The sequence below is a fragment of the Caulobacter sp. GW821-FHT11E11 genome (assembly GCF_058808315.1).
On sequence record NZ_JBXARO010000014.1, the window covers coordinates 40915 to 58733 of the forward strand.

The 17819-nt window shown below is 68.1% G+C and carries 14 protein-coding genes; 7 read left to right on the plus strand and 7 right to left on the minus strand.

The genetic code is table 11. The annotated features are described in order from the left end of the window. The first annotated feature begins 23 nt into the window (after nucleotides 1-23). Nucleotides 24-1307 carry an MFS transporter gene (locus AC1RR5_RS26180; protein ID WP_492926609.1) on the plus strand — a complete coding sequence of 428 codons (1284 nt, stop codon included), beginning with the start codon at nucleotides 24-26 and terminating at the stop codon, nucleotides 1305-1307. On the opposite strand, the gene AC1RR5_RS26185 is transcribed toward AC1RR5_RS26180, so the two are convergent. Both AC1RR5_RS26185 and AC1RR5_RS26190 read right to left on the minus strand, forming a co-directional pair. Further along, nucleotides 1304-2314, minus strand: a complete 1011-nt coding sequence (locus AC1RR5_RS26185; protein WP_492926611.1) for a serine hydrolase domain-containing protein — start codon at nucleotides 2312-2314, stop codon at nucleotides 1304-1306. The genes AC1RR5_RS26180 and AC1RR5_RS26185 overlap by 4 nt on opposite strands. A gap of 12 nt (nucleotides 2315-2326) precedes the next feature. Beyond that, nucleotides 2327-3070, minus strand: coding sequence for a GntR family transcriptional regulator (locus tag AC1RR5_RS26190; protein ID WP_492926613.1), 744 nt, complete (start codon nucleotides 3068-3070; stop codon nucleotides 2327-2329). A 173-nt stretch (nucleotides 3071-3243) separates the two neighbouring features. Between AC1RR5_RS26190 and AC1RR5_RS26195 the strand changes: the two genes are divergently transcribed. Both AC1RR5_RS26195 and AC1RR5_RS26200 read left to right on the plus strand, forming a co-directional pair. Next, entirely contained in the window at nucleotides 3244-5580 is a 2337-nt protein-coding gene (locus AC1RR5_RS26195) for a TonB-dependent receptor (protein ID WP_492926615.1), read from the plus strand. A 10-nt stretch (nucleotides 5581-5590) separates the two neighbouring features. Further along, entirely contained in the window at nucleotides 5591-6877 is a 1287-nt protein-coding gene (locus AC1RR5_RS26200) for a protease-associated domain-containing protein (RefSeq protein ID WP_492926617.1), read from the plus strand. On the opposite strand, the gene AC1RR5_RS26205 is transcribed toward AC1RR5_RS26200, so the two are convergent. Beyond that, nucleotides 6874-7494 (minus strand): glutathione S-transferase family protein, encoded by a 621-nt coding sequence (locus AC1RR5_RS26205; RefSeq protein ID WP_492926619.1) that lies wholly within the window; start codon nucleotides 7492-7494, stop codon nucleotides 6874-6876. The two genes, AC1RR5_RS26200 and AC1RR5_RS26205, sit on opposite strands and share 4 nt — an antisense overlap. 147 nt (nucleotides 7495-7641) lie before the next feature. Between AC1RR5_RS26205 and AC1RR5_RS26210 the strand changes: the two genes are divergently transcribed. After that, nucleotides 7642-8868 carry a serine hydrolase domain-containing protein gene (locus AC1RR5_RS26210; protein WP_492926621.1) on the plus strand — a complete coding sequence of 409 codons (1227 nt, stop codon included), beginning with the start codon at nucleotides 7642-7644 and terminating at the stop codon, nucleotides 8866-8868. Here the strand turns inward: AC1RR5_RS26210 and AC1RR5_RS26215 are convergent, their stop codons facing one another. The 3 genes from AC1RR5_RS26215 to AC1RR5_RS26225 form a co-directional block, all read right to left on the minus strand. Further along, entirely contained in the window at nucleotides 8869-9801 is a 933-nt protein-coding gene (locus tag AC1RR5_RS26215; protein WP_492926623.1) for an iron-containing redox enzyme family protein, read from the minus strand. A 125-nt stretch (nucleotides 9802-9926) separates the two neighbouring features. Then, nucleotides 9927-10445: a glycine cleavage system transcriptional repressor gene (locus AC1RR5_RS26220; RefSeq protein WP_492926625.1), complete on the minus strand. Its 519-nt coding sequence runs from the start codon at nucleotides 10443-10445 to the stop codon at nucleotides 9927-9929. A 57-nt stretch (nucleotides 10446-10502) separates the two neighbouring features. Continuing rightward, nucleotides 10503-11603, minus strand: a complete 1101-nt coding sequence (locus AC1RR5_RS26225) for a sialidase family protein (protein WP_492926627.1) — start codon at nucleotides 11601-11603, stop codon at nucleotides 10503-10505. 97 nt (nucleotides 11604-11700) lie between these two features. On the opposite strand from AC1RR5_RS26225, the gene AC1RR5_RS26230 reads away from it, so the two are divergent. Further along, nucleotides 11701-14511, plus strand: coding sequence for a family 78 glycoside hydrolase catalytic domain (locus tag AC1RR5_RS26230; RefSeq protein WP_492926629.1), 2811 nt, complete (start codon nucleotides 11701-11703; stop codon nucleotides 14509-14511). On the opposite strand, the gene AC1RR5_RS26235 is transcribed toward AC1RR5_RS26230, so the two are convergent. Then, nucleotides 14508-15131, minus strand: a complete 624-nt coding sequence (locus AC1RR5_RS26235) for a TetR/AcrR family transcriptional regulator (RefSeq protein ID WP_492926631.1) — start codon at nucleotides 15129-15131, stop codon at nucleotides 14508-14510. The two genes, AC1RR5_RS26230 and AC1RR5_RS26235, sit on opposite strands and share 4 nt — an antisense overlap. A 110-nt stretch (nucleotides 15132-15241) precedes the next feature. Here AC1RR5_RS26235 and AC1RR5_RS26240 point away from each other — a divergent pair, with 110 nt between their 5' ends. Further along, nucleotides 15242-16672, plus strand: a complete 1431-nt coding sequence (locus AC1RR5_RS26240) for an efflux transporter outer membrane subunit (RefSeq protein ID WP_492926633.1) — start codon at nucleotides 15242-15244, stop codon at nucleotides 16670-16672. 35 nt (nucleotides 16673-16707) lie between these two features. Next, complete coding sequence (locus AC1RR5_RS26245; protein ID WP_492926635.1) at nucleotides 16708-17817, plus strand: HlyD family secretion protein; 1110 nt, start codon at nucleotides 16708-16710, stop codon at nucleotides 17815-17817. The last annotated feature ends 2 nt before the right edge of the window (nucleotides 17818-17819 follow it).

Genomic DNA, 17819 nt, shown 5'->3' on the forward strand with positions numbered 1-17819 from the left:
CAGAGCGCGCGGGGGAGAGAACCATGGCCCGCAAAAGGCCGCCTTCGGGCTCGTCGATCATCAAGATCGCCGTGACGGCTTCGGCCGGCGCGGCGATCGAGTGGTACGACTTCTTCATCTACGGGACCGCCGCGGCGCTGGTGTTCCCCAAGCTGTTCTTCCCCGCCGACCTGCCGCCGTTCGTGGCCCAGATCGCGGCGTTCAGCACCTTCGCGGTCGGGTTCCTGGCCCGGCCGATCGGTGGCCTGCTGTTTGGCCACTTCGGCGACCTGTTCGGCCGCAAGAAGGCTCTGGCCGTCGCTCTGCTGATCATGGGCGCGGCCACGACCTGCGTGGGTCTGCTGCCGACCTACGCGACGGCGGGCGCCTGGGCGCCGCTGCTGCTGGTCATCCTGCGCTTCGTCCAGGGCCTGGCCGTGGGCGGGCAGTGGGGCGGGGCGGCGCTGCTGGCGATCGAGAGCGCGCCGCCGGGCAGGCAGGGCTTCTTCGGCAGCTTCGTGCAGATCGGCGTGCCGCTGGGCGTGGTGCTGGCCAATGTCGTCTTCCTGCTGGCGGGCGTGCTGCTGCCGGCGGACCATTTCCTGGACTGGGGCTGGCGCGTTCCGTTCCTGCTGAGCGTGGCCCTGGTGATGATCGGCCTTTACGTGCAGTTCGCGCTGGAGGAGCCCGAGACCTTCGAAACCGCCAAGGCTGAGGCCGGACCCAAGGCCCCGCCGCTGGTGCGGATACTGAAGGATCACCTGGGCGACGTCCTGCTGGCTGGCGGCGCCTTCGTAGCCAACAACACCTGCTTCTACGTCGCCATCACCTATGCGGTGGCCTATGGCGCGACCAGCGTCGGGGTCTCCAAGGAGACCATGCTGTCGGCGGTGATGATCGGCAGCGTGGTGATGGTCCCTGTGCTGGTCGCCTGTGGCGCTGCCTCGGACCGTTACGGTCGGCGCGGCATCTTCATGGCCGGCGCGGTGCTGTGCGGCCTGTGGGCCTTCGCCATGTTCCCGCTGATCGACACGGGTTCGCCTGTGGCCATTACGGTGGCGATCACCGTGGCCCTGGTGCTGATCAGTCTGATGTACGGACCCCAGGCGGCGCTGTTCGCCGAGCTCTTCCCGGTCGAGGTCCGCTATTCCGGCGCGTCGCTGGGCTACCAGATCGGCTCGGTGTTCGGCGGCGGTTTCGCGCCGATCATCGCCACGGCGCTGTTCGAGCGTTTCCACTCCAGCCTGTCGATCGCGATCTACATGGCCGCCATGTGCCTGGTGTCGCTGGCCAGCACCGCGATGCTGGCCAGGCGAGCGAAACGCTAGCCGAGCGCCTCGGCCAGGCGCAGCCACAGCTGCTGGTCGAAGTCCTTGTCCAGCGCCGCCTGGCCCGTGCGGACGACGATCAGCTTGCGCCTGGGCACGACATAGAGCCGCCGATCCATGAAGCCGAGCGCCGCGACCAGATCGGCCGGGGCGGCGGGGATCAGCTGGCCCGGCGTGCGGACCCCGCCGCTCCTGATGGTCTCGGATCCGCCGTTCAGCCACCACAGGCGGCCGTACGACGGATTGGTCGCCGAGCGCTCGAACAGCGACTTGAGCGCCTTCTCCGAGACGATGCGGCGGCCGTCCTTGGCCTCGCCGCCGTCCAGCACGATCTGGCCGAAGGTCGCGATGTCGCGCGGCGTGGTCACCAGGCCCGTGGCGTTGCCGACATTGCCCAGGGCGGCCGGACGTTGTCGCCAGGCGGTATCGGCCATGCCGGCCGGAGCCGTCAGCCAGTCGCGGGTGATCGTCTCCAGCGAGGCCTTGGCGGCGGCGGCGACCAAGCGCTTGGTCACCGCATAGACGGGGGTGTTGTAGAAGAACCGGTCGCCAGGCGGGGCCACGAAGGCAAAGCCCTCGTTCAGGCCCGACGACATGGTCAGCAGGTGGATCACACGGATCGCCTGCTCCTGCTCGGGCGAGGCCTTGGACCAACCCTTGCCGACATAGTCCGAGACCGGCTTGTCGACGTCGATCAAGCCCTTGTCGATTGCCACGACCACCAGCATGGCCACGAAGCTCTTCTGCTGCGAGGCGACATCCTCCAGCAGCGAACCATCCGGCGCGGTCCCGTAGGTGAAGGCCGCGCGGAAGTCATTGGCGTCGGCGGGCAAGGGCCAGTTCTTCTCGACCAGGGTCTTGCGGTCCTGGACGATCAGGAAGCCTGTGGTCCGCTGGCTTTGCACGTAGTCCAGCACCGGCTGGAGATCTGGTGAGGCCAGGGCCGGCGAGGCCGCCAGGGCGCCTGCGCCGGCCAGCAGGCATCGACGTGAGATCGCGAACGACATGTCGGTTTCCTCTCAGGCCTTGCGCGCCGGCGCGGGCCGGATGTCGTCGGCCGGCATCAGGCCGTAGCCGCGCGAGATCATCAGCCGCATGGCCTCGTTCTGCATGTGGTAGAGGATGTTGCGCGCGCCCTCGGCGGCCACGGCGCCGTCGCGCTTGGCCAGGCCCGCGCGCACCACGCGCCAGTGGTTGAACGGCGCGCCGCCGGCGCTCTCGGCCAGGCTGACATAGGAATAATGCCAGCGGGTCTTGCGGCGGATCGACTCGATCATTCGCTGGGCGTCGGCGCTGGAGACGCTGGCCAGGCGGCTGAAGATCACCTCGCTCTGGTGGATGAGGTCCTCGGCCGAGGCGCCGCTTTCGGAGGCCGTCAGCAGGGTGTCGACCAGCTCCAGCGTCTCGCCCATCTGCTTGGGCGTGGCGCGGATGCAGGCGAAGCGGGCGGCGCAGCCATAGAGGGCGGCGCGCACCTCGTAGAGGTCGAACACCTCCTGCACGGTCGTGGCGGCGACATAGGCCCCGCGGTTCTCCTCGATCACCACCAGGCCGTCGTCGGCCAGGATGCGCAGCGCCTTGCGGGCGATCGAGCGGCCGACGCCGAACTCGTTGCAGATCCGCGCCTCGCGCAGCCACTCGCCCGGAGAGATGACGTCGTCCTGGATCTGGCGACGCAACGAGGCCGCGAGATCGACGGCGCTCGGCGGCTCTTGGGGTTCAGGCATGGAGACTGGGGCCTCGGCGATAACGGTGACGATCATCTTGGCGATTCAACAGGGTTCCGGAAAGCGGGGACTGGATCAATCCCTACGACATTGATAGAAATTCGGATCAGCGATCGAGAGAATATTGTTCAGCAATCTGTCTAGCATCGTCATACGGTCTGTGTATCCTTTTTATCAACGGCGCACAAAAGCGTCAGAAGGAGGGGGGTATGCGACACCTGTTTTTATCCGTGGCGTCAATTTCGCTCGCGGTTGCGTCTTCGGCAGCGGCCCAGACCGCGGCCAAGGGGCCTGACACCATCCTGGCGATCGAGGAGATCGTCGTCACGGCTCAGCGCAAGGAAGAGAGCCTCAAGGACGTTCCGGCGACGATCTCGGCCGTGACTGCCGAGCAGCTCGAGGCCATGGGGCCGACCACCAGCACTGGTGACCTGCTGCGCACCATGCCGGGCGTGCGGTTCAACGACCTGCAGTCCAACAATCTCAGCGAGATCTCGATCCGGGGCTCGGGCACCCAGCGCGCCACCGGCGCGGACTCAGGGGTCGGCCTGTTCGTCAATGGCGCCTATGTGGGCTCCAGCACCCTAGGCGGCCGCAACTTCCGCCACATGGACTTCTTCGACCTGGAACGGGTCGAGGTGCTGGAAGGCCCGCAGGGCGCGCTGTACGGCCGCAACTCCGAATACGGCGTCGTCAACATCATCTCGGCCAAGCCGAAGTTCAACGACAGCGGCTATATCAGCGCCAACTACACGGGCGACCTGCAGCAGACCAAGCTGACCGCCGTCATCAACGAGAAGGTCAATGACGAGGTCGCCGTCCGCGTCGGCGTCCAGGGCATCTCCCAGGGCAAGGGCTTCTTCTACAATCCCAACAGCAACAAGTACTACGACCACACCGACGGCTGGATCTTCCGGGGACAAGTCCGCTACCGCAAAGGCCCGCTGGACATCGACTTCCTGGTCGACGCCCAGGACCTGAACCTGCCGACCTTCCTCAACACCTATGTGCTGCCGCCGGGCGTCAACGCCGCGATCCCGCAGGGCCTGACCCAGGACCGCTTCGTGGTCCCGCACGATGGCAAGGACGGCGTCCACCAGCAGGCGCAGCGGGCCATGATCCTGGCCGACTACGACCTGGGTTGGGGCAAGCTGACCTCGACCACCATGGCCACCCACTGGATCTCGCGGCAGAACTACGCGGCGGCGATCGACTTCGCCAAGGAGTCCGAGCTGCAGCGCAGCGGCCAGCTGGGCCTTTATCCCTTTGGCCAGACCTCGACGGTGGCCAAGGACCGCACCTTCTACCAGGACTTCCACCTGGCCGGGCAGGCGCTGAGCGGCGACCTGGACTGGCTGGCGGGCGCGGACTACCTGCTGCAGCATGACCTGAACGGCACGGACTCGGCGACCTCGCCCTGTACGTTCCGCTTGAACGCCGGCATCTGCACGGGCACGCCCAACCAGCCGCAGTGCTATCTGCCGACCCCAACCTCGACGGCCTGTCCAGCGGTGTTCCCGGCCGCCTTCGGGACCTCGGCCCGCGCGCCGCTGCGCAACGAGTCGGTGTCGGGCTATGGCCTGGTCCGCTACCACACCGGCGGCTTCACCTTCGCCGGCGAGCTGCGCTATTCGCACGACAAGAAGAAGGCCAGCCAGGAGACGGTGCTGCTCTACACCAGCACGGCGGCCTCGCCGCGCGCGGCCTATGTGTTCGGCTCCGAGCGGGTGAACTACACCCTTACGGCCAGCTACAAGATCCCTGGGGCGATGCAGTCGCTGGTCTATGCCAAGGTCGGCACCGGCTATCGCGCCGGCGGCGTCAACGCCCGGACCTCTTCGCCGGCCGCGCCGAACCCGTTCCGCTCGACCTACGACAACGAGGACACGACCAGTTACGAGGTCGGCTTCAAGGGCAACCTGGCGCACAACATCTATCTGAGGCTGGCGACCTATCGCTCGACGACGGATGACGCGATCACGTCGATCACCGATGGCTGCACGGTGCTGAACGCCTGCCAGAAGGCCGGGACGATCTTCAACATCAACGGCGGCACGGTCCACGCGCGCGGGATCTCGGCCGCGATCGACGGCCGTTTCCACGTGGCCGATGGCCTGCTCAGCGTCAGCGTCAACGGCGCCCGCCAGCGGGCCCGTTATGTCGAGACGCCAAACAACTATTCGGGCCTGCCGGTCGTCGGCTCGTCGGTTGCCCAGATCCCGAAATGGACGGCCTCGACGACGATCGACTACCGCCACCGCATCACCCAGACCATCACTGGCTTTGGCAATGTCACCTACAATGGCCAGGACGGCGGGGTGCAGGATACGGTGACGGTGGCGACGCCGGCGATCTACTTGCGACCAGTCGACCTGATCAGCCTGCGGGCCGGGGTCGACATCGGCAAGGTCCAGGCGGCGGTGTTCGTCCAGAACCTGACGGACAAGACCATCGCGCTCCTGCAGTTCCAGAACGCCGGCGCGCCGTTGGCCAACCGGTACAATGCGCCCCGGACCATCGGCGCCAACATCACCTATCGTTGGTAAGGAGATCGGCATGAAGGCGTCGCGGCGGGATCTTCTGGTGGGGGCGGGCGTGCTCGCGGCGGCGTCTCAGGCGAAGGCGGCTCCGGTCGCTCCGTCACAGGACGCGGCCTGGTTCCAGGCCGTGCTGGAGCGCTTCGCCGGCTTTGGGGTGAAAGCCTCGGGCGGTGCGGGGGATGCGGCCAGCGGCGCATGGCTGGAGGGGGATCTGAGCGCCCTCGGCTATCGTTGCGAGCGGCAGGCGTTCGACGTGCCTTATGCCGAGGTCCGCAAGGCGACCCTGGTCGTCGGCGACAAGGCGGCGACCGTCTCCCCGCAGGCGATCGTCAAGACGACCGGCGCGGACGGCCTGACCCTGCCGCTCAAGCCGGCCGGCGCGGGCGGCAGCCTGGGCGGGGCCATCGCCCTGGTCGTGCTGCCGTTCAGCCGCTGGGTCAGCATGGCTCAGCCGGCTATTGGCGCGGCGCTCAAGGACGCGTTCGATCGCGGCGCGGCGGCGGCGGTGGTCGTCACCACCGGCCCCACGGGCGAGGTGATCGGCCTGAACGTCAGCCCGTCGCAGCCCGGCTTCCAGAAGCCGGTCGTCCTTCTGGCCCCCAAGGACGCCGAGCCGTTCGTCGCCGCCGCCAAGGCCGGCGCGACCGTGACCCTCACGGTCGACGCCGAGGTCGGTCGCCGGCCGGCCTACAACCTGATCGCTCGCCTGGATCGCGGCGCGGCCAAGACCATGATCGTCACGACGCCGCGCTCGGGCTGGTTCACCTGCGCCGCCGAGCGCGGGGCCGGGGTGGCGGTGTGGCTGTCGCTGGCCCACGCCCTGGCGGCGGCCAAGGCCGGCGTGAACCTAGAGTTCGTCGCCACCAGCGGCCACGAATACATCTATCTGGGCGGCGAAGAGTACCTTGAGCATCACGCGCCCAAGCCTGCCGACACCAAGCTGTGGTGCCACATCGGCGCCAGCGCGGCCGCGCGGGACTGGCACGAGCTGGCGACGCTGCGGCCTCTGCCCAGCGCCGATAGCCAGCGGGTGCTGACCGCCACGCCGGACCTGCTCGCGCCGACGAAAGCCGCCTTCAAGGGGCTGAACGGCCTGGAAGCGGTCTATGAGGCCAACAAGGCCAATGCCGGCGGCGAGCTGGTGAACGTGATCGAGGCCGGCTACCCGTCGGCGATCGGCCTCTATGGTGGTCACCGCTTCTTCCACACCGCGGGCGACGACATGCGTTGCGTGTCGGGCGAGCTGGTGCTCCCGGTGGCCAAGGCCTTCCGGACGGCGATCGACGCGGCGCTGAAGGCCTAGGCCGGCTTCTGCGCGGCCTTGGCCGCTTGGAAGCCGGGGCGCGCGGCCAGGCGCTCCCAATAGGCCGCCACCTCGGGACTGAACTTGTGGGCGAGGCCCAGGTCGCGGGCCAGCAGCAGAGCGTAACCGACGCAGATGTCGGCCATGGTGAAGCGTCCGGCGCACAGCCATTCGCGGTCGGCGAGAGCCCGGGTCAGGTGGCGCAGTCGCGACAGGAACCACTGGGCGTAGTCGTCGGCGGCCTGCTTCAGCCGGCGCTCCTCGGGCTCCAGCCGGGTGTAGCGCAGCACGATGGTCTGCGGGAACGTCAGGGTCGCCTCGCTGCGATGCAGCCAGTCCAGCCACAGGCCATAGTCCGGCTCGCCGACATCGACCGCTAGGGGCGAGGGGCCATGACGCGTGGCCAGATATTGCGGGATGGCGGCGCTCTCGGTCATCCGCGTGTCGCCATCGATTAGCAGCGGGATGGTGCCGAGCGGGTTCTGCTCGAGGTATTCGGGCTGCAGGATGCGGGGCGGGAAGGGCAGCAAGTGCAGGCGATAGGGCAGGCCCATTTCTTCCAAAGCCCACAGCGCGCGGAACGAACGAGCGTCATGGCAGTGATAAAGCTCGATCATGCGTAGGCCTCCCCAGGGCTTGATGCGACCACGGGTGATCGCTGGATGATTGTTGAACAATCATTCCATTATTGATCAACGAAAATCTTGCCGCCGGAGCGAAGCGGCCATACGCTTGTATCAAACAACAAGATCGGGGAGAGCGCGATGAAGATCAAATCGCCTGAAAAGCACGGCTTCGATGCGAGCCGACTGAACTTCGTCGATGCGTTCCTCAAGGAGCGGTACATAGACTCGGGCAGGCTGCCGCACGCTCAGCTCCTGATCAGCCGCGACGGCGAGGTCGTCCACTTCAGCAGCCAGGGCCGGGCGCGCGAGGGCTCGGACAAGGTGATCGACGAAGGCTCGCTCTTCCGCATCGCCAGCATGACCAAGCCGGTCACCTCGGTCGCCTTCATGATGCTGGTCGAGCAGGGCAAGGTCGCGGTCGATACGCCGGTCAGCCATGTCCTGCCCGAGTTCAAGGGCGTGGGCGTCCATGCTGGCGGTGGCGGCGACGCGCCGTTCATGACCAAGCCGACGGCCGAGCCGATGCGCATGCTGGATCTGCTGCGCCACACCTCCGGGCTCACGTACAGCTTCCAGAACCGTACGAACGTCGACGCCGCCTATCGCAAGGGCAAGATCGAGGACTGGCACGACAATCTCGACCTGGACGGCTTCGTCGGCGCGCTGGGCAAGCTGCCGCTGGAGTTCTCGCCGGGCGAGGCCTGGAACTATTCGGTGTCGACCGACGTGCTGGGCGCGGTGATCCAGCGCGTGTCGGGGATGCCGCTGGACCAGTTCTTCGCCGAGAACATCTTCAAGCCGCTGAAGATGCACGACACCGCCTTCGTCGTGCCAGAGGACAAGCGTGACCGGCTGACCGACTGCTGGGTCTGGAAAGGACCGGACCAGCCGCGCGGCATCCTGGATCGCGCCGAGGAAAGCGCCTGGCGCAAGCCGCCCAAGCTGCTGTCGGGCGGCGGAGGCCTGGTCTCGACCACCCTGGACTATCACCGCTTCTGCCAGATGTGCGCCAATGGCGGAGAGCTGGACGGCGTGCGCCTGTTGGGCCGCAAGACGCTGGAGCTGATGACCCTGAACCACCTGCCCGGCAAGTCGGACCTGTCGACCCTGTCGCGTTCGCTGTTCAGCGAGACCCAAAACGGCGGCACCGGCTTTGGCCTGGGTTTCGCCGTCACCCAGGATCCCACGCGCGCGATGATCCCGGGCTCGGTCGGCGAATATTATTGGGGCGGGATGTTCTCGACCTCGTTCTTCATCGATCCGGTCGAGAAGCTGCACATGGTGTTCATGACCCAGATGAGCCCGTCATGGATCTATCCCATCCGCCGGGAGCTGAAGACGCTGATCTATTCCGCCCTGACCTAGCTATTCCGCGGCATAGACCAGCGGGTGGGTGTGCGCCCACAGGTGCGCCCGGTAGGTGTCGAAGCACTGTTCGCCGCAGATCAGACGCATGATCGCGCCCTCGGCGATGTGGCGGGCCCGCGAGGGATCCTCCGACACCAGCGGAACCAGGGCCTCGGCATTCCAGGCCTTGGAGTGCTCGATGTCCAACTGGGCGTGCAGGGCGAAATACTTGCGGGCCTCGGGCGAGACGCCGTTGCGCTTGAGGCCCGCATCCACACAGGCCACGCGGGTGGGGGCGGTCAGCTCGACCACGCCCAGCGCGCCGATCGACTGCCAGACATAGCGCCGGGTCGTGGCGAAGGCGGTCATGACATTGGCCAGGCACAGCGACTGCCAAAGGGTGCTGTCGATGGTCGGCGTCAGGCCCAGGGTCTCGGTGGTCCGGGTCAGCATCGGCCCGTGCATGCCCTTGGCGCTGCCGCGACCCATCTCGTCCCAGTAGTTGCGGGCGAGTTCCAGTTTGGCGCGGTCGGGGACCTTGACCTGGGTCATGGCGACCAGATCGTCGAAGCCGGCTTCACCGGCGGCTTCCTGGGTCAGGAACCACTTGAGGTCTTCCAGCGAGGCTTCGCCTTCCAGCCAGTCGAACAGCGGGTCCCATTGTCCGGGGCCGTGTTCCTTCAGCGCCTCGAACCAGGCGATGAAGCCATCTGCATCCTGCGGCACATCTTCGAGCAGCGGCGCGACATGAGCGCGAAACGCCTCGATGAACGCGCCTTCGATCCGGCGCATCCGGATCTCCTGGTCGAGCTCTTCGCGCCAGCTATCTGAAGGCGCGGTTGGCGCCAGGCGCTCGTGGTTCCAGTGCGCCAAGCCCCGATGCAGGGCTTCTGCGTCAGGAAACTGCGGGCTGAACGCGCCCAGGCGCGAAAGACGTTCGCCACCGTACACGGATGACCTCCCTCATGAACCGCGCCGAAGGGCGGGGCGGGAAGGCAAACGGCGGGTAGCGCGATAGCGTTCCTATGTCGGCGAAACGACGCGCGGTACGGCCAAGTCTTTGAATGACGTAGGGTTCAGTCCGCCGGGGTCAGCGAGATGTCGACCATGATCTCGCCGGAGATCGCCTCCAGCGCCGCCTGGACGGCCTCGGCCTTCAGCGACGGCGGCAGGCGCAGGCGGGCGTCCATGTGGAACAGCGGACCGCCGGAGTGGGGCTCGACGCTCAGCCGGGTCTCGAAGGCTTCGATATTGGCGCCCAGATCGCTCAGCACGCCGGTCACCTGGTGGACGATGCCCGGACGGTCGCCGCCGACCAGACTGAAGCGGACGACGTCGCCCTGGGCGCTAGCGGCTTCGACCGTCGGCGCGATGCGGACCTCAAGACCCTCTGCGTCGACCGCACTGACGGCTTCACGCAGGGCCTCGACACGATCGGCGTCCAGCTCGACCAGCACCGAGCCGACATAGAGGCCGCCCAACTGGCTGAGGTGGCTTTCCAGCCAGTTGCCGCCGGCCGACAGCACCCCGCCCGCCAGCGCTTGGGTAAGGCCGGGGCGGTCGCTGCCGATGACGCTCAGGATCAAGGTGGCCATGGATCACTCTTAGGAAAACACGGGTGGGAACGAGCCATGGTCGTCCGCCTCCGTCAATCAGCTAAGACGCGCCGGATCGATCACCACATGGCGGATGCCGCGCCGGTTGACGGTGTAGGTGATGTGCACCTTGCCGTCCCGCGCCTGGATCACGGCGGGATAGGCATAGCCATCCGGCACGACCTCGGTCTCCAGCGTCAGCACTTCGCGCCAGCTGACGCCGTCGTCCGACAGGGCCACATTCAGCGGGACCCGCGGACCCTTGCCAGGCGTGGCCGCCCGGTGGCCCGAATGGTTGTAGACGATCATCTGCCGGCCATCGGCCAGGGTTACCGCGTCGGTGCCGGAATTGGGATTGGGCAGGTCGATGGCGGCCAGCGGGCTCCAGGTCTTGCCGTCGTCCTTCGACCAGGTCTGGGCCAGGGCGCCCTGGCGGGTGCGGGCCACGGCCTCCAGCGATCCGTCGGCGTGGAACAGGATACTGGGTTGGATGGCGTCGACCTTCAGCGGCGAGGGGACGAGGTCGGTCTTGGTCCAGGTCTTCCCGCCGTCCTCGCTGCGTTCGAAATAGAGGCTCCAGCCGCCGCCGTCGGCCTTGGTGACGCCCTCGGACTGCTCGACGCTGACGGGCGACAGCCAGGCGCCGCTCTTCAGCGTCACGGGCTTGTTCTTGATCGGGCCCAGGATGCCGTCGGGCAGGCGCTTGGGCTGGCTCCAGGTCTTGCCGTCATCGGCCGAGGTCATGACCATGCCCCACCAGTCCTGCGGACTGGGGCCGACCTTGTAGAACAGGAAGAGCTCGCCGCCGGGCGGCTGGAACAGCACCGGGTTCCAGGTCGGCAGGCGCGGCTTGCCGTCGGGCTGGACGCCATTGGCCAGCTCCTTGGCCTCCTGCCATTTGCCGCCGATGTTGCGGGCGAACCAGATGCCGACGTCGGGATTGCGCTCGTGCGTACCGCCGAACCACGCCGCCGCCAGGGTCCCGGCCTTGGTCTCGACGATCGTCGAGGCGTGCGACTGCGGGTAGGGGGCGTTGGTGTAGACGGGCTGAGAAACCAGGATCGCACTGGGCGCCGCCTTGGCCGGCACGCCAGTCAGGCTGGCGACGCCGCCGAGGCCCAGACCGGTCAGGAGCGAACGCTTGGAGACGACGGCCATGGGAACCTCACACGCTTAAGGACTTTCGAGAGCTTGCGTTTGCGCTCGAATGCTTCTGGTATCGCGACCGCGTTCGGGCGGGAACAGGGAAGTGCGTATGAGTACCAAGGTCAGTCGCCGCACGGTCGTCGGGCTCGCCGCTAGCATGGGTCTGCTGCCGTCCCTGGCCGACGCTCGCGAGCCTGGCCTGACGGCGCGGGACCTGCGCGTGGAGTGGCTGACTGATCCCGTTGGTGTCGACACCCGCCGCCCGCGTTTTCGCTGGCTGCTGGAGGCTGGGGAGGGCGCGCGCGACATGCGGCCAACGACGCTGCGAGTGATCGTCGCCAGCTCGCCCGAGCGCTTGGCCGCGCGGGTCGGCGACGTCTGGGATAGCGGCCGGCGCAAGTCCGGCAAGCTGGACATCGCCCCGCCCAAGGACCTGCAGCTGGCCTCGCACACGCCCTACGTCTGGGCGGTCGAGATTGATGGAAGCTGGAGCGCCCCGGCGCGGTTCGTGACCGGTATCCTCGATCCCACCGAATGGCGCGCCCACTGGATCATGGCCAAGCTCGAGAAGGTGCGCGCCAATCATGTGCGTGGTTGGAGCAAAGAACTCACCGATCCGGCGCAGACCGCCCCGCCGCTGTTGCGCCGGGCGTTCGACCTGAAGCGTACGCCGCGCCGGGCGGTGGTCTCGGTCTGCGGGCTGGGTCACTTCGAGCTGACGGTCAACGGCGCGCCGGTCACGACCAGCGTACTGAACCCCGGCTGGACGGCCTATAACAAGACCGCGCTGTACACGACCTACGAGGTCGAGGGCCTGCTGCGGCCGGGCGCCAACATGCTGGGCGTGCGGCTGGGTGGCGGCATGTACGACGTGGAGAAAGTCGCCGGCCGCAAGTCCAAGTTCGTCGACAGCTACGGCCGGCCTCGGCTGCTGCTGCAATTGAGCCTGCGCCACGACGACGGTTCGGTGGAACACGTGGTCAGCGACGAGGCCTGGCGTGTGGCCGAAGGCTCGATCGTCTTCGCCTCGATGTTCGCCGGCGAGGATGTCGACGCCCGCCGCGACCGGCTCGGCTGGGACCTGCCTGGCGCCAGCGAAGACGGTTGGCGGCCGGCCTTGCCGGCGCCGGACCGCAAGCTACGCCTCAAGGCCCAGGGCGTGCCGCCGATCGCTACCCATCAGCGCTTCGAGACCGTGGCGATCACTGAGCCCAAGCCCGGCGTCTTCGTCTACGACCTGGGCCAGAACTTCGCCGGGCGGCCGGAGATGGTCGTGCGTGGCCCCGCCGGTTCCGCCGTGAAGCTGACGCCGGCCGAGGTGCTGGGCGAGGACGGCCTGGCCTGGCAGCGCAGCTTCAACGCGGGTCCCGACCGCTGGGTGCTCTACAACTACACGCTGGCGGGCCAGGGCGAGGAGCGGTTCGTGCCGCGCTTCAACTATCATGGCTTCCGCTACCTGCAGGTCGAGGGCGCGGTTCCGGCGGGGCGTGCCAATCCCGACGGCAAGCCGGAGATCGTCTCGCTGGCCGGCCAGTTCCTGTACGCCGACTTGCCGCAGGTTGGGACGTTTGCCTGCAGCGACAAGCTGCTCAAGCGAACACATCACCTGATCGAGCGGGCGGTGGCCTCCAACGCCTACAGCGTGCTGACCGATTGTCCGCACCGCGAGAAGCTGGGCTGGCTGGAGCAGGCGCACCTGAACGCGCTGACGGTGATCTACAACCGCGACGCTTCGACGATGTACGAGAAGATGATCGGCGACATCGTCGACACCCAGCAGTCCGACGGCATGGTCCCGGGCATCGCGCCCGAATACACCGCCTTCCTTGAACCCGACGGCCGCGACCAGGACGCTCGCAACTCGCCGGAGTGGGGCTCGGCGGTGGTACTGGCGCCGTGGGCGGCCTATCGCGCCTATGGCGATACGAAGGTGCTGGCTGACGGCTATCCGGCCATGAGGCGGTATGTGGACTACCTGGCTACGCGGGCGCAGGGGCTGATCGTCGATTTCGGCCTGGGCGACTGGTACGATATAGGCCCCGGCAAGCTGGGCGCCTCGCAACTGACCAGTCGAGCGCTGACCGGCACGGCGACGTCCTATCAAGCGCTTACGACCCTAGCGCTGGTCGTCGAGGTTCTCGGTCGGCCCGCTGCCGAAGCCGCCGACTACCGTATGCGCGCCGAGGCGATCCGGACGGCTTTCAACGCCAAGTTCTTCGACGCCAACGCCGGCTCCTACGATCGCGGCAGCCAGACGGCCAACGCCATGCCGCTGGCGCTGGGCATGGTCCCGAAAGGACAGGAGGGCAGGGTGCTGGACGCCCTGGTCCGCGCCGTACGGGCCAGTCAGAACGGCGTCACGGCCGGCGATGTCGGCTTCCACTATGTGGTGCGGGCCCTCGCCGAGAGTGGTCGCGATGACGTGATCTTTGACATGATGTCGGTCACCGACCGGCCCAGCTACGGCTACCAGCTGGCGCGCGGCGCGACGGCCCTGACCGAGGCCTGGGACGCCGATCCGACCAAGTCGCTGAACCACTTCATGCTGGGCCACGGCGAGGGCTGGCTGTTCGGCGGGCTGGCCGGGATCACCATCGACTTCGCCGCCGCGCCGGATCGGGTGATCACCATCGCGCCGAAGCCTGTGGGGAAGGTGGCGTCGGCGGAGGCGACCTTCCGCTCGGCCCTGGGGCCGGTGCGCAGTGCTTGGCACAGGGAAGGGGGCGTCCTGACGCTGGATGTCGACGTGCCGGCCGGCGCACTGGCGACGGTGCGGCTGCCCGCCAGCGCTCCGGCGCAAACGCGCGAGAGTGGCATCGCGGTCGCCAGCGCAAAGGGCGTGCGCTCGACACGTACGGTCGCGGGCGGTCTGGAGATGATCGTGGGTTCCGGCCGCTACCGGTTCACGACGCCCGTCTAGCGGACGCCGAACGCGGCCATGAAGGTGCTGACGGCCGCCTCGACTTCGGCGTCGACCTCGTCGGGCGTCGGCTGGCCGATATAGTTGACCAGGCGCGCCTTCAACATACGGTTCTGGCACAGGCCGATGAACTGGTGGCCGGCGGCGATCGGGTCGGTGACCTCGATCCGACCCTCCAGCTTCATCCGCGCCAGGAAGCCGCCCAGCAGCCGCGCGCCGCGCAGCGGGCCGGCTTCGTAGAAGGTGCGGCCCAGGTCCGGCGAGCGCTCGGCCGCCGTGGCGATCAGGCGGAAGTGGCGCATGTTGCGGTCGGACATGACGTTGGTGACATAGCGCCGGCCCAGGCGCGTCAGCGCCGCGCGCACGTCGTCGACCTCGTCGTCCAGCAGTTGGAACATCTCCGCGCCCTGCCAGCCGCAATAGCGCTCGATATGGGCCTGGAAGATCTCTTCCTTGCTCTTGAAGTAGTTGTAGAGCGTGCTCTTGGAACCGCCGACCTTGGCGGCGATGGTCGACATCGAGGCGGCGTCGAAGCCTTCCTCCAGGAACACCTCGGCGGCGACGTCGAGGATCGCCTCGCGACGGGCGTCTCGGTCCAGTTTAGGCTTGGCGTCGATCATCGAATTTCTTTCCGACCGTACGGTACGGTCGCCTTGACTGTACAGCAAGAGGAGCCTACTTGCGCTCCTGCATATGACTATACCGTACGGTCACATCAAGGCGCCTCCCCATGCCGACCTTCTCTTCTCGCCTTAGCCTTCCTTTCTTCGCCGCCGCCAGCGCCCTGGTCCTGGCGGCCTGCGCCAGCCTGCCGCCGGCCCAGGCCGCACGCGTGGCCAAGGCTCCGCAAGCCTACGAAACCGCCCAGACCCTCTCAGCGCCGACGGCCGACTGGCCCGCCGACGCCTGGTGGACCGCCTACGGCGACGCCCAGCTGAACACCCTGGAAGACGAGGCCCTGAAGGGCTCGCCGACCCTGGCCGCCGCCGAGGCCCGCCTGCGCCGCGCCCAGTCGCTGGTCGCCCAGGCCAAGTCTGCCGACCTGCCGCAGGTCTCGCTGGGCGCCTCGGCCGCCGAGAGCAAGCAGAGCTACAACGCCGGCATTCCGCCGGCCTTCGTGCCGCACGGCTATAATGACATCGGCCGCCTGGCTCTCGACTTCAGCTGGGAGCTGGACTTCTGGGGCAAGAACCGCGCGGCCGTCGCCGCCGCGACCTCGGAAGCCAAGGCCGCCCAGGCCGACGCCGCCCAGGCCCGCCTGACGCTGTCCACCGCGATCGCCTCGACCTATGCCGAGCTGTCGCGCCTCTATGCCCAGCGCGATGTCGCCGCGGCCGCCGTCAGCCTGCGCGAGCAGACCAGCAATCTGGTCTCCAAGCGCGTCGCCAACGGCCTCGACACTAAGGCCGAGAGCGAGCAGGCCGCGGCCGGGCCGCCGGCCTCGAAGGCGGAGCTGTCGGCCATCGACGAGCAGATCGCCCTGACCCGCAACGCCTTGGCCGCCCTGCTCGGCGCGGGTCCGGATCGTGGCCTGGCCATCGCCCGTCCGGCCAATGCGACGATCAAGCCGTTCGGTCTGCCGGAAAACCTGCCGGCCAACTTGATCGGCCGCCGTCCCGACGTGGTCGCCGCCAAGTGGCGGGCCGAGGCCGCGACCTCGCGCACCAGGCAGGCCAAGGCCGCCTTCTATCCGGACATCAACCTGACCGGCTTCATCGGCGCCCAATCGCTGTATCTGGACAAGCTGTTCTCCAGCGGTTCGGACATCGGCCAGGTCGGGCCGGCCCTGCGCTTGCCGATCTTCGAGGGCGGCCGCCTGCGGGCCGGCCTGCGCGGCGCCGAGGCCGACCGTGACGCCGCCGTGGCCAGCTATGACGGCGCCCTGACCCAGGCCCTGCGCGAAGTGGCCGACGTCACCGCCAGCGAGAAGGCGCTCACCAGCCGTCTCGCCGACGCTCGCGCCGCCCTGACCGCCAACGAGAACGCCTACCGCATCGCCCGCCTGCGCTACGAAGGCCAGCTGTCGACCTACCAGTCGGTGCTGCTGGCCGAGCAGTCGGTCCTGACCCAGCGCCGGGTCGTCGCCGACCTGGAAAGCCGCGCCTTCGCCCTCGACATCGCCCTGATCCGCGCCCTCGGCGGCGGCTTCACCGGCGCCTGAACCCTCACGACATTCGCTCCCTAGGACTTGCACCTATGTCCGATCAACAACCCGCAGCTAACAACAAACGCCGTCGCCAGCTGACCCTGCTGGGCGGCGCGGTCGCCGTCGGCGTCGTCGCCTACGGCGCGTACTGGCTGGCTTTCGAGAGCCACTATGTCGAGACCGACGACGCTTATGTCGGGGCCGAGACCGCCCAGGTCACGGCGCTGTCGCCCGGCCCGGTGGCCAAGATCTTCGTCGTCGAAACCCAGGCCGTGAAGGCCGGCGACCCGCTGGTCGTGATCGATGACGCCGACGCCCGCATCGCTGTCGCCCAGGCCGAAGCGGCCCTGGGCCAGGCCGAGCGCAAGGTGAAGGGCTACTTCGCCAGCGACACCGCCCTGGCCGGCCAGTTCGAGGCCCGCCAGGCCGACGTGGCCCGCGCCGACGCCCAGATCAGCGCCGCCAAGTCCGATGTCGAGCGCGCCCGCGTCGACCTCTCGCGCCGCCAGGCTCTGGTTGGCGAGGGCGCCGTGTCGGGCGACGAGCTGACGACCGCTCAGAACCGTCTCGCCAACGCCCAGGCCGCGCTGAACGCCGCCCAGGCCGGCCGCGCCCAGGCCCTGGCCAGCCGCGACGCCGCCATCGGCACGCGCGAGGTCAACACCGTGCTGATCTCCGGCGTCTCGGTCACCGAGAACCCGGAGGTGAAGGCCGCCCAGGCGCGCCTGGACGCTGCTCGCCTGATCCTGGCGCGCACCGTGGTCCGCGCCCCGACCGACGGCATCGTCGCCCGCAAGTCGGTGCAGGTCGGCCAGCAGGTCGCGGTCGGCTCGCCGATGATGGCCGTGGTCCCTACGACCCAGGCCTATGTCGACGCCAACTTCAAGGAAGTGCAGCTGGACAAGGTGGTCCCCGGCCAGCCGGTGATCCTGACCTCCGACCTCTATGGCGGCGGCGTGAAGTTCCACGGCAAGGTGCGCGGCCTGGCCGGCGGCACCGGCTCGGCCTTCTCGCTGATCCCGGCCCAGAATGCCTCGGGCAACTGGATCAAGGTGGTCCAGCGCGTACCCGTCCGCATCATCCTGGACCCGGCCGACCTCGCCAAGCACCCGCTGCGCGTGGGCCTGTCGATGAAGGCCAAGATCGACGTCGCGAAGTAATC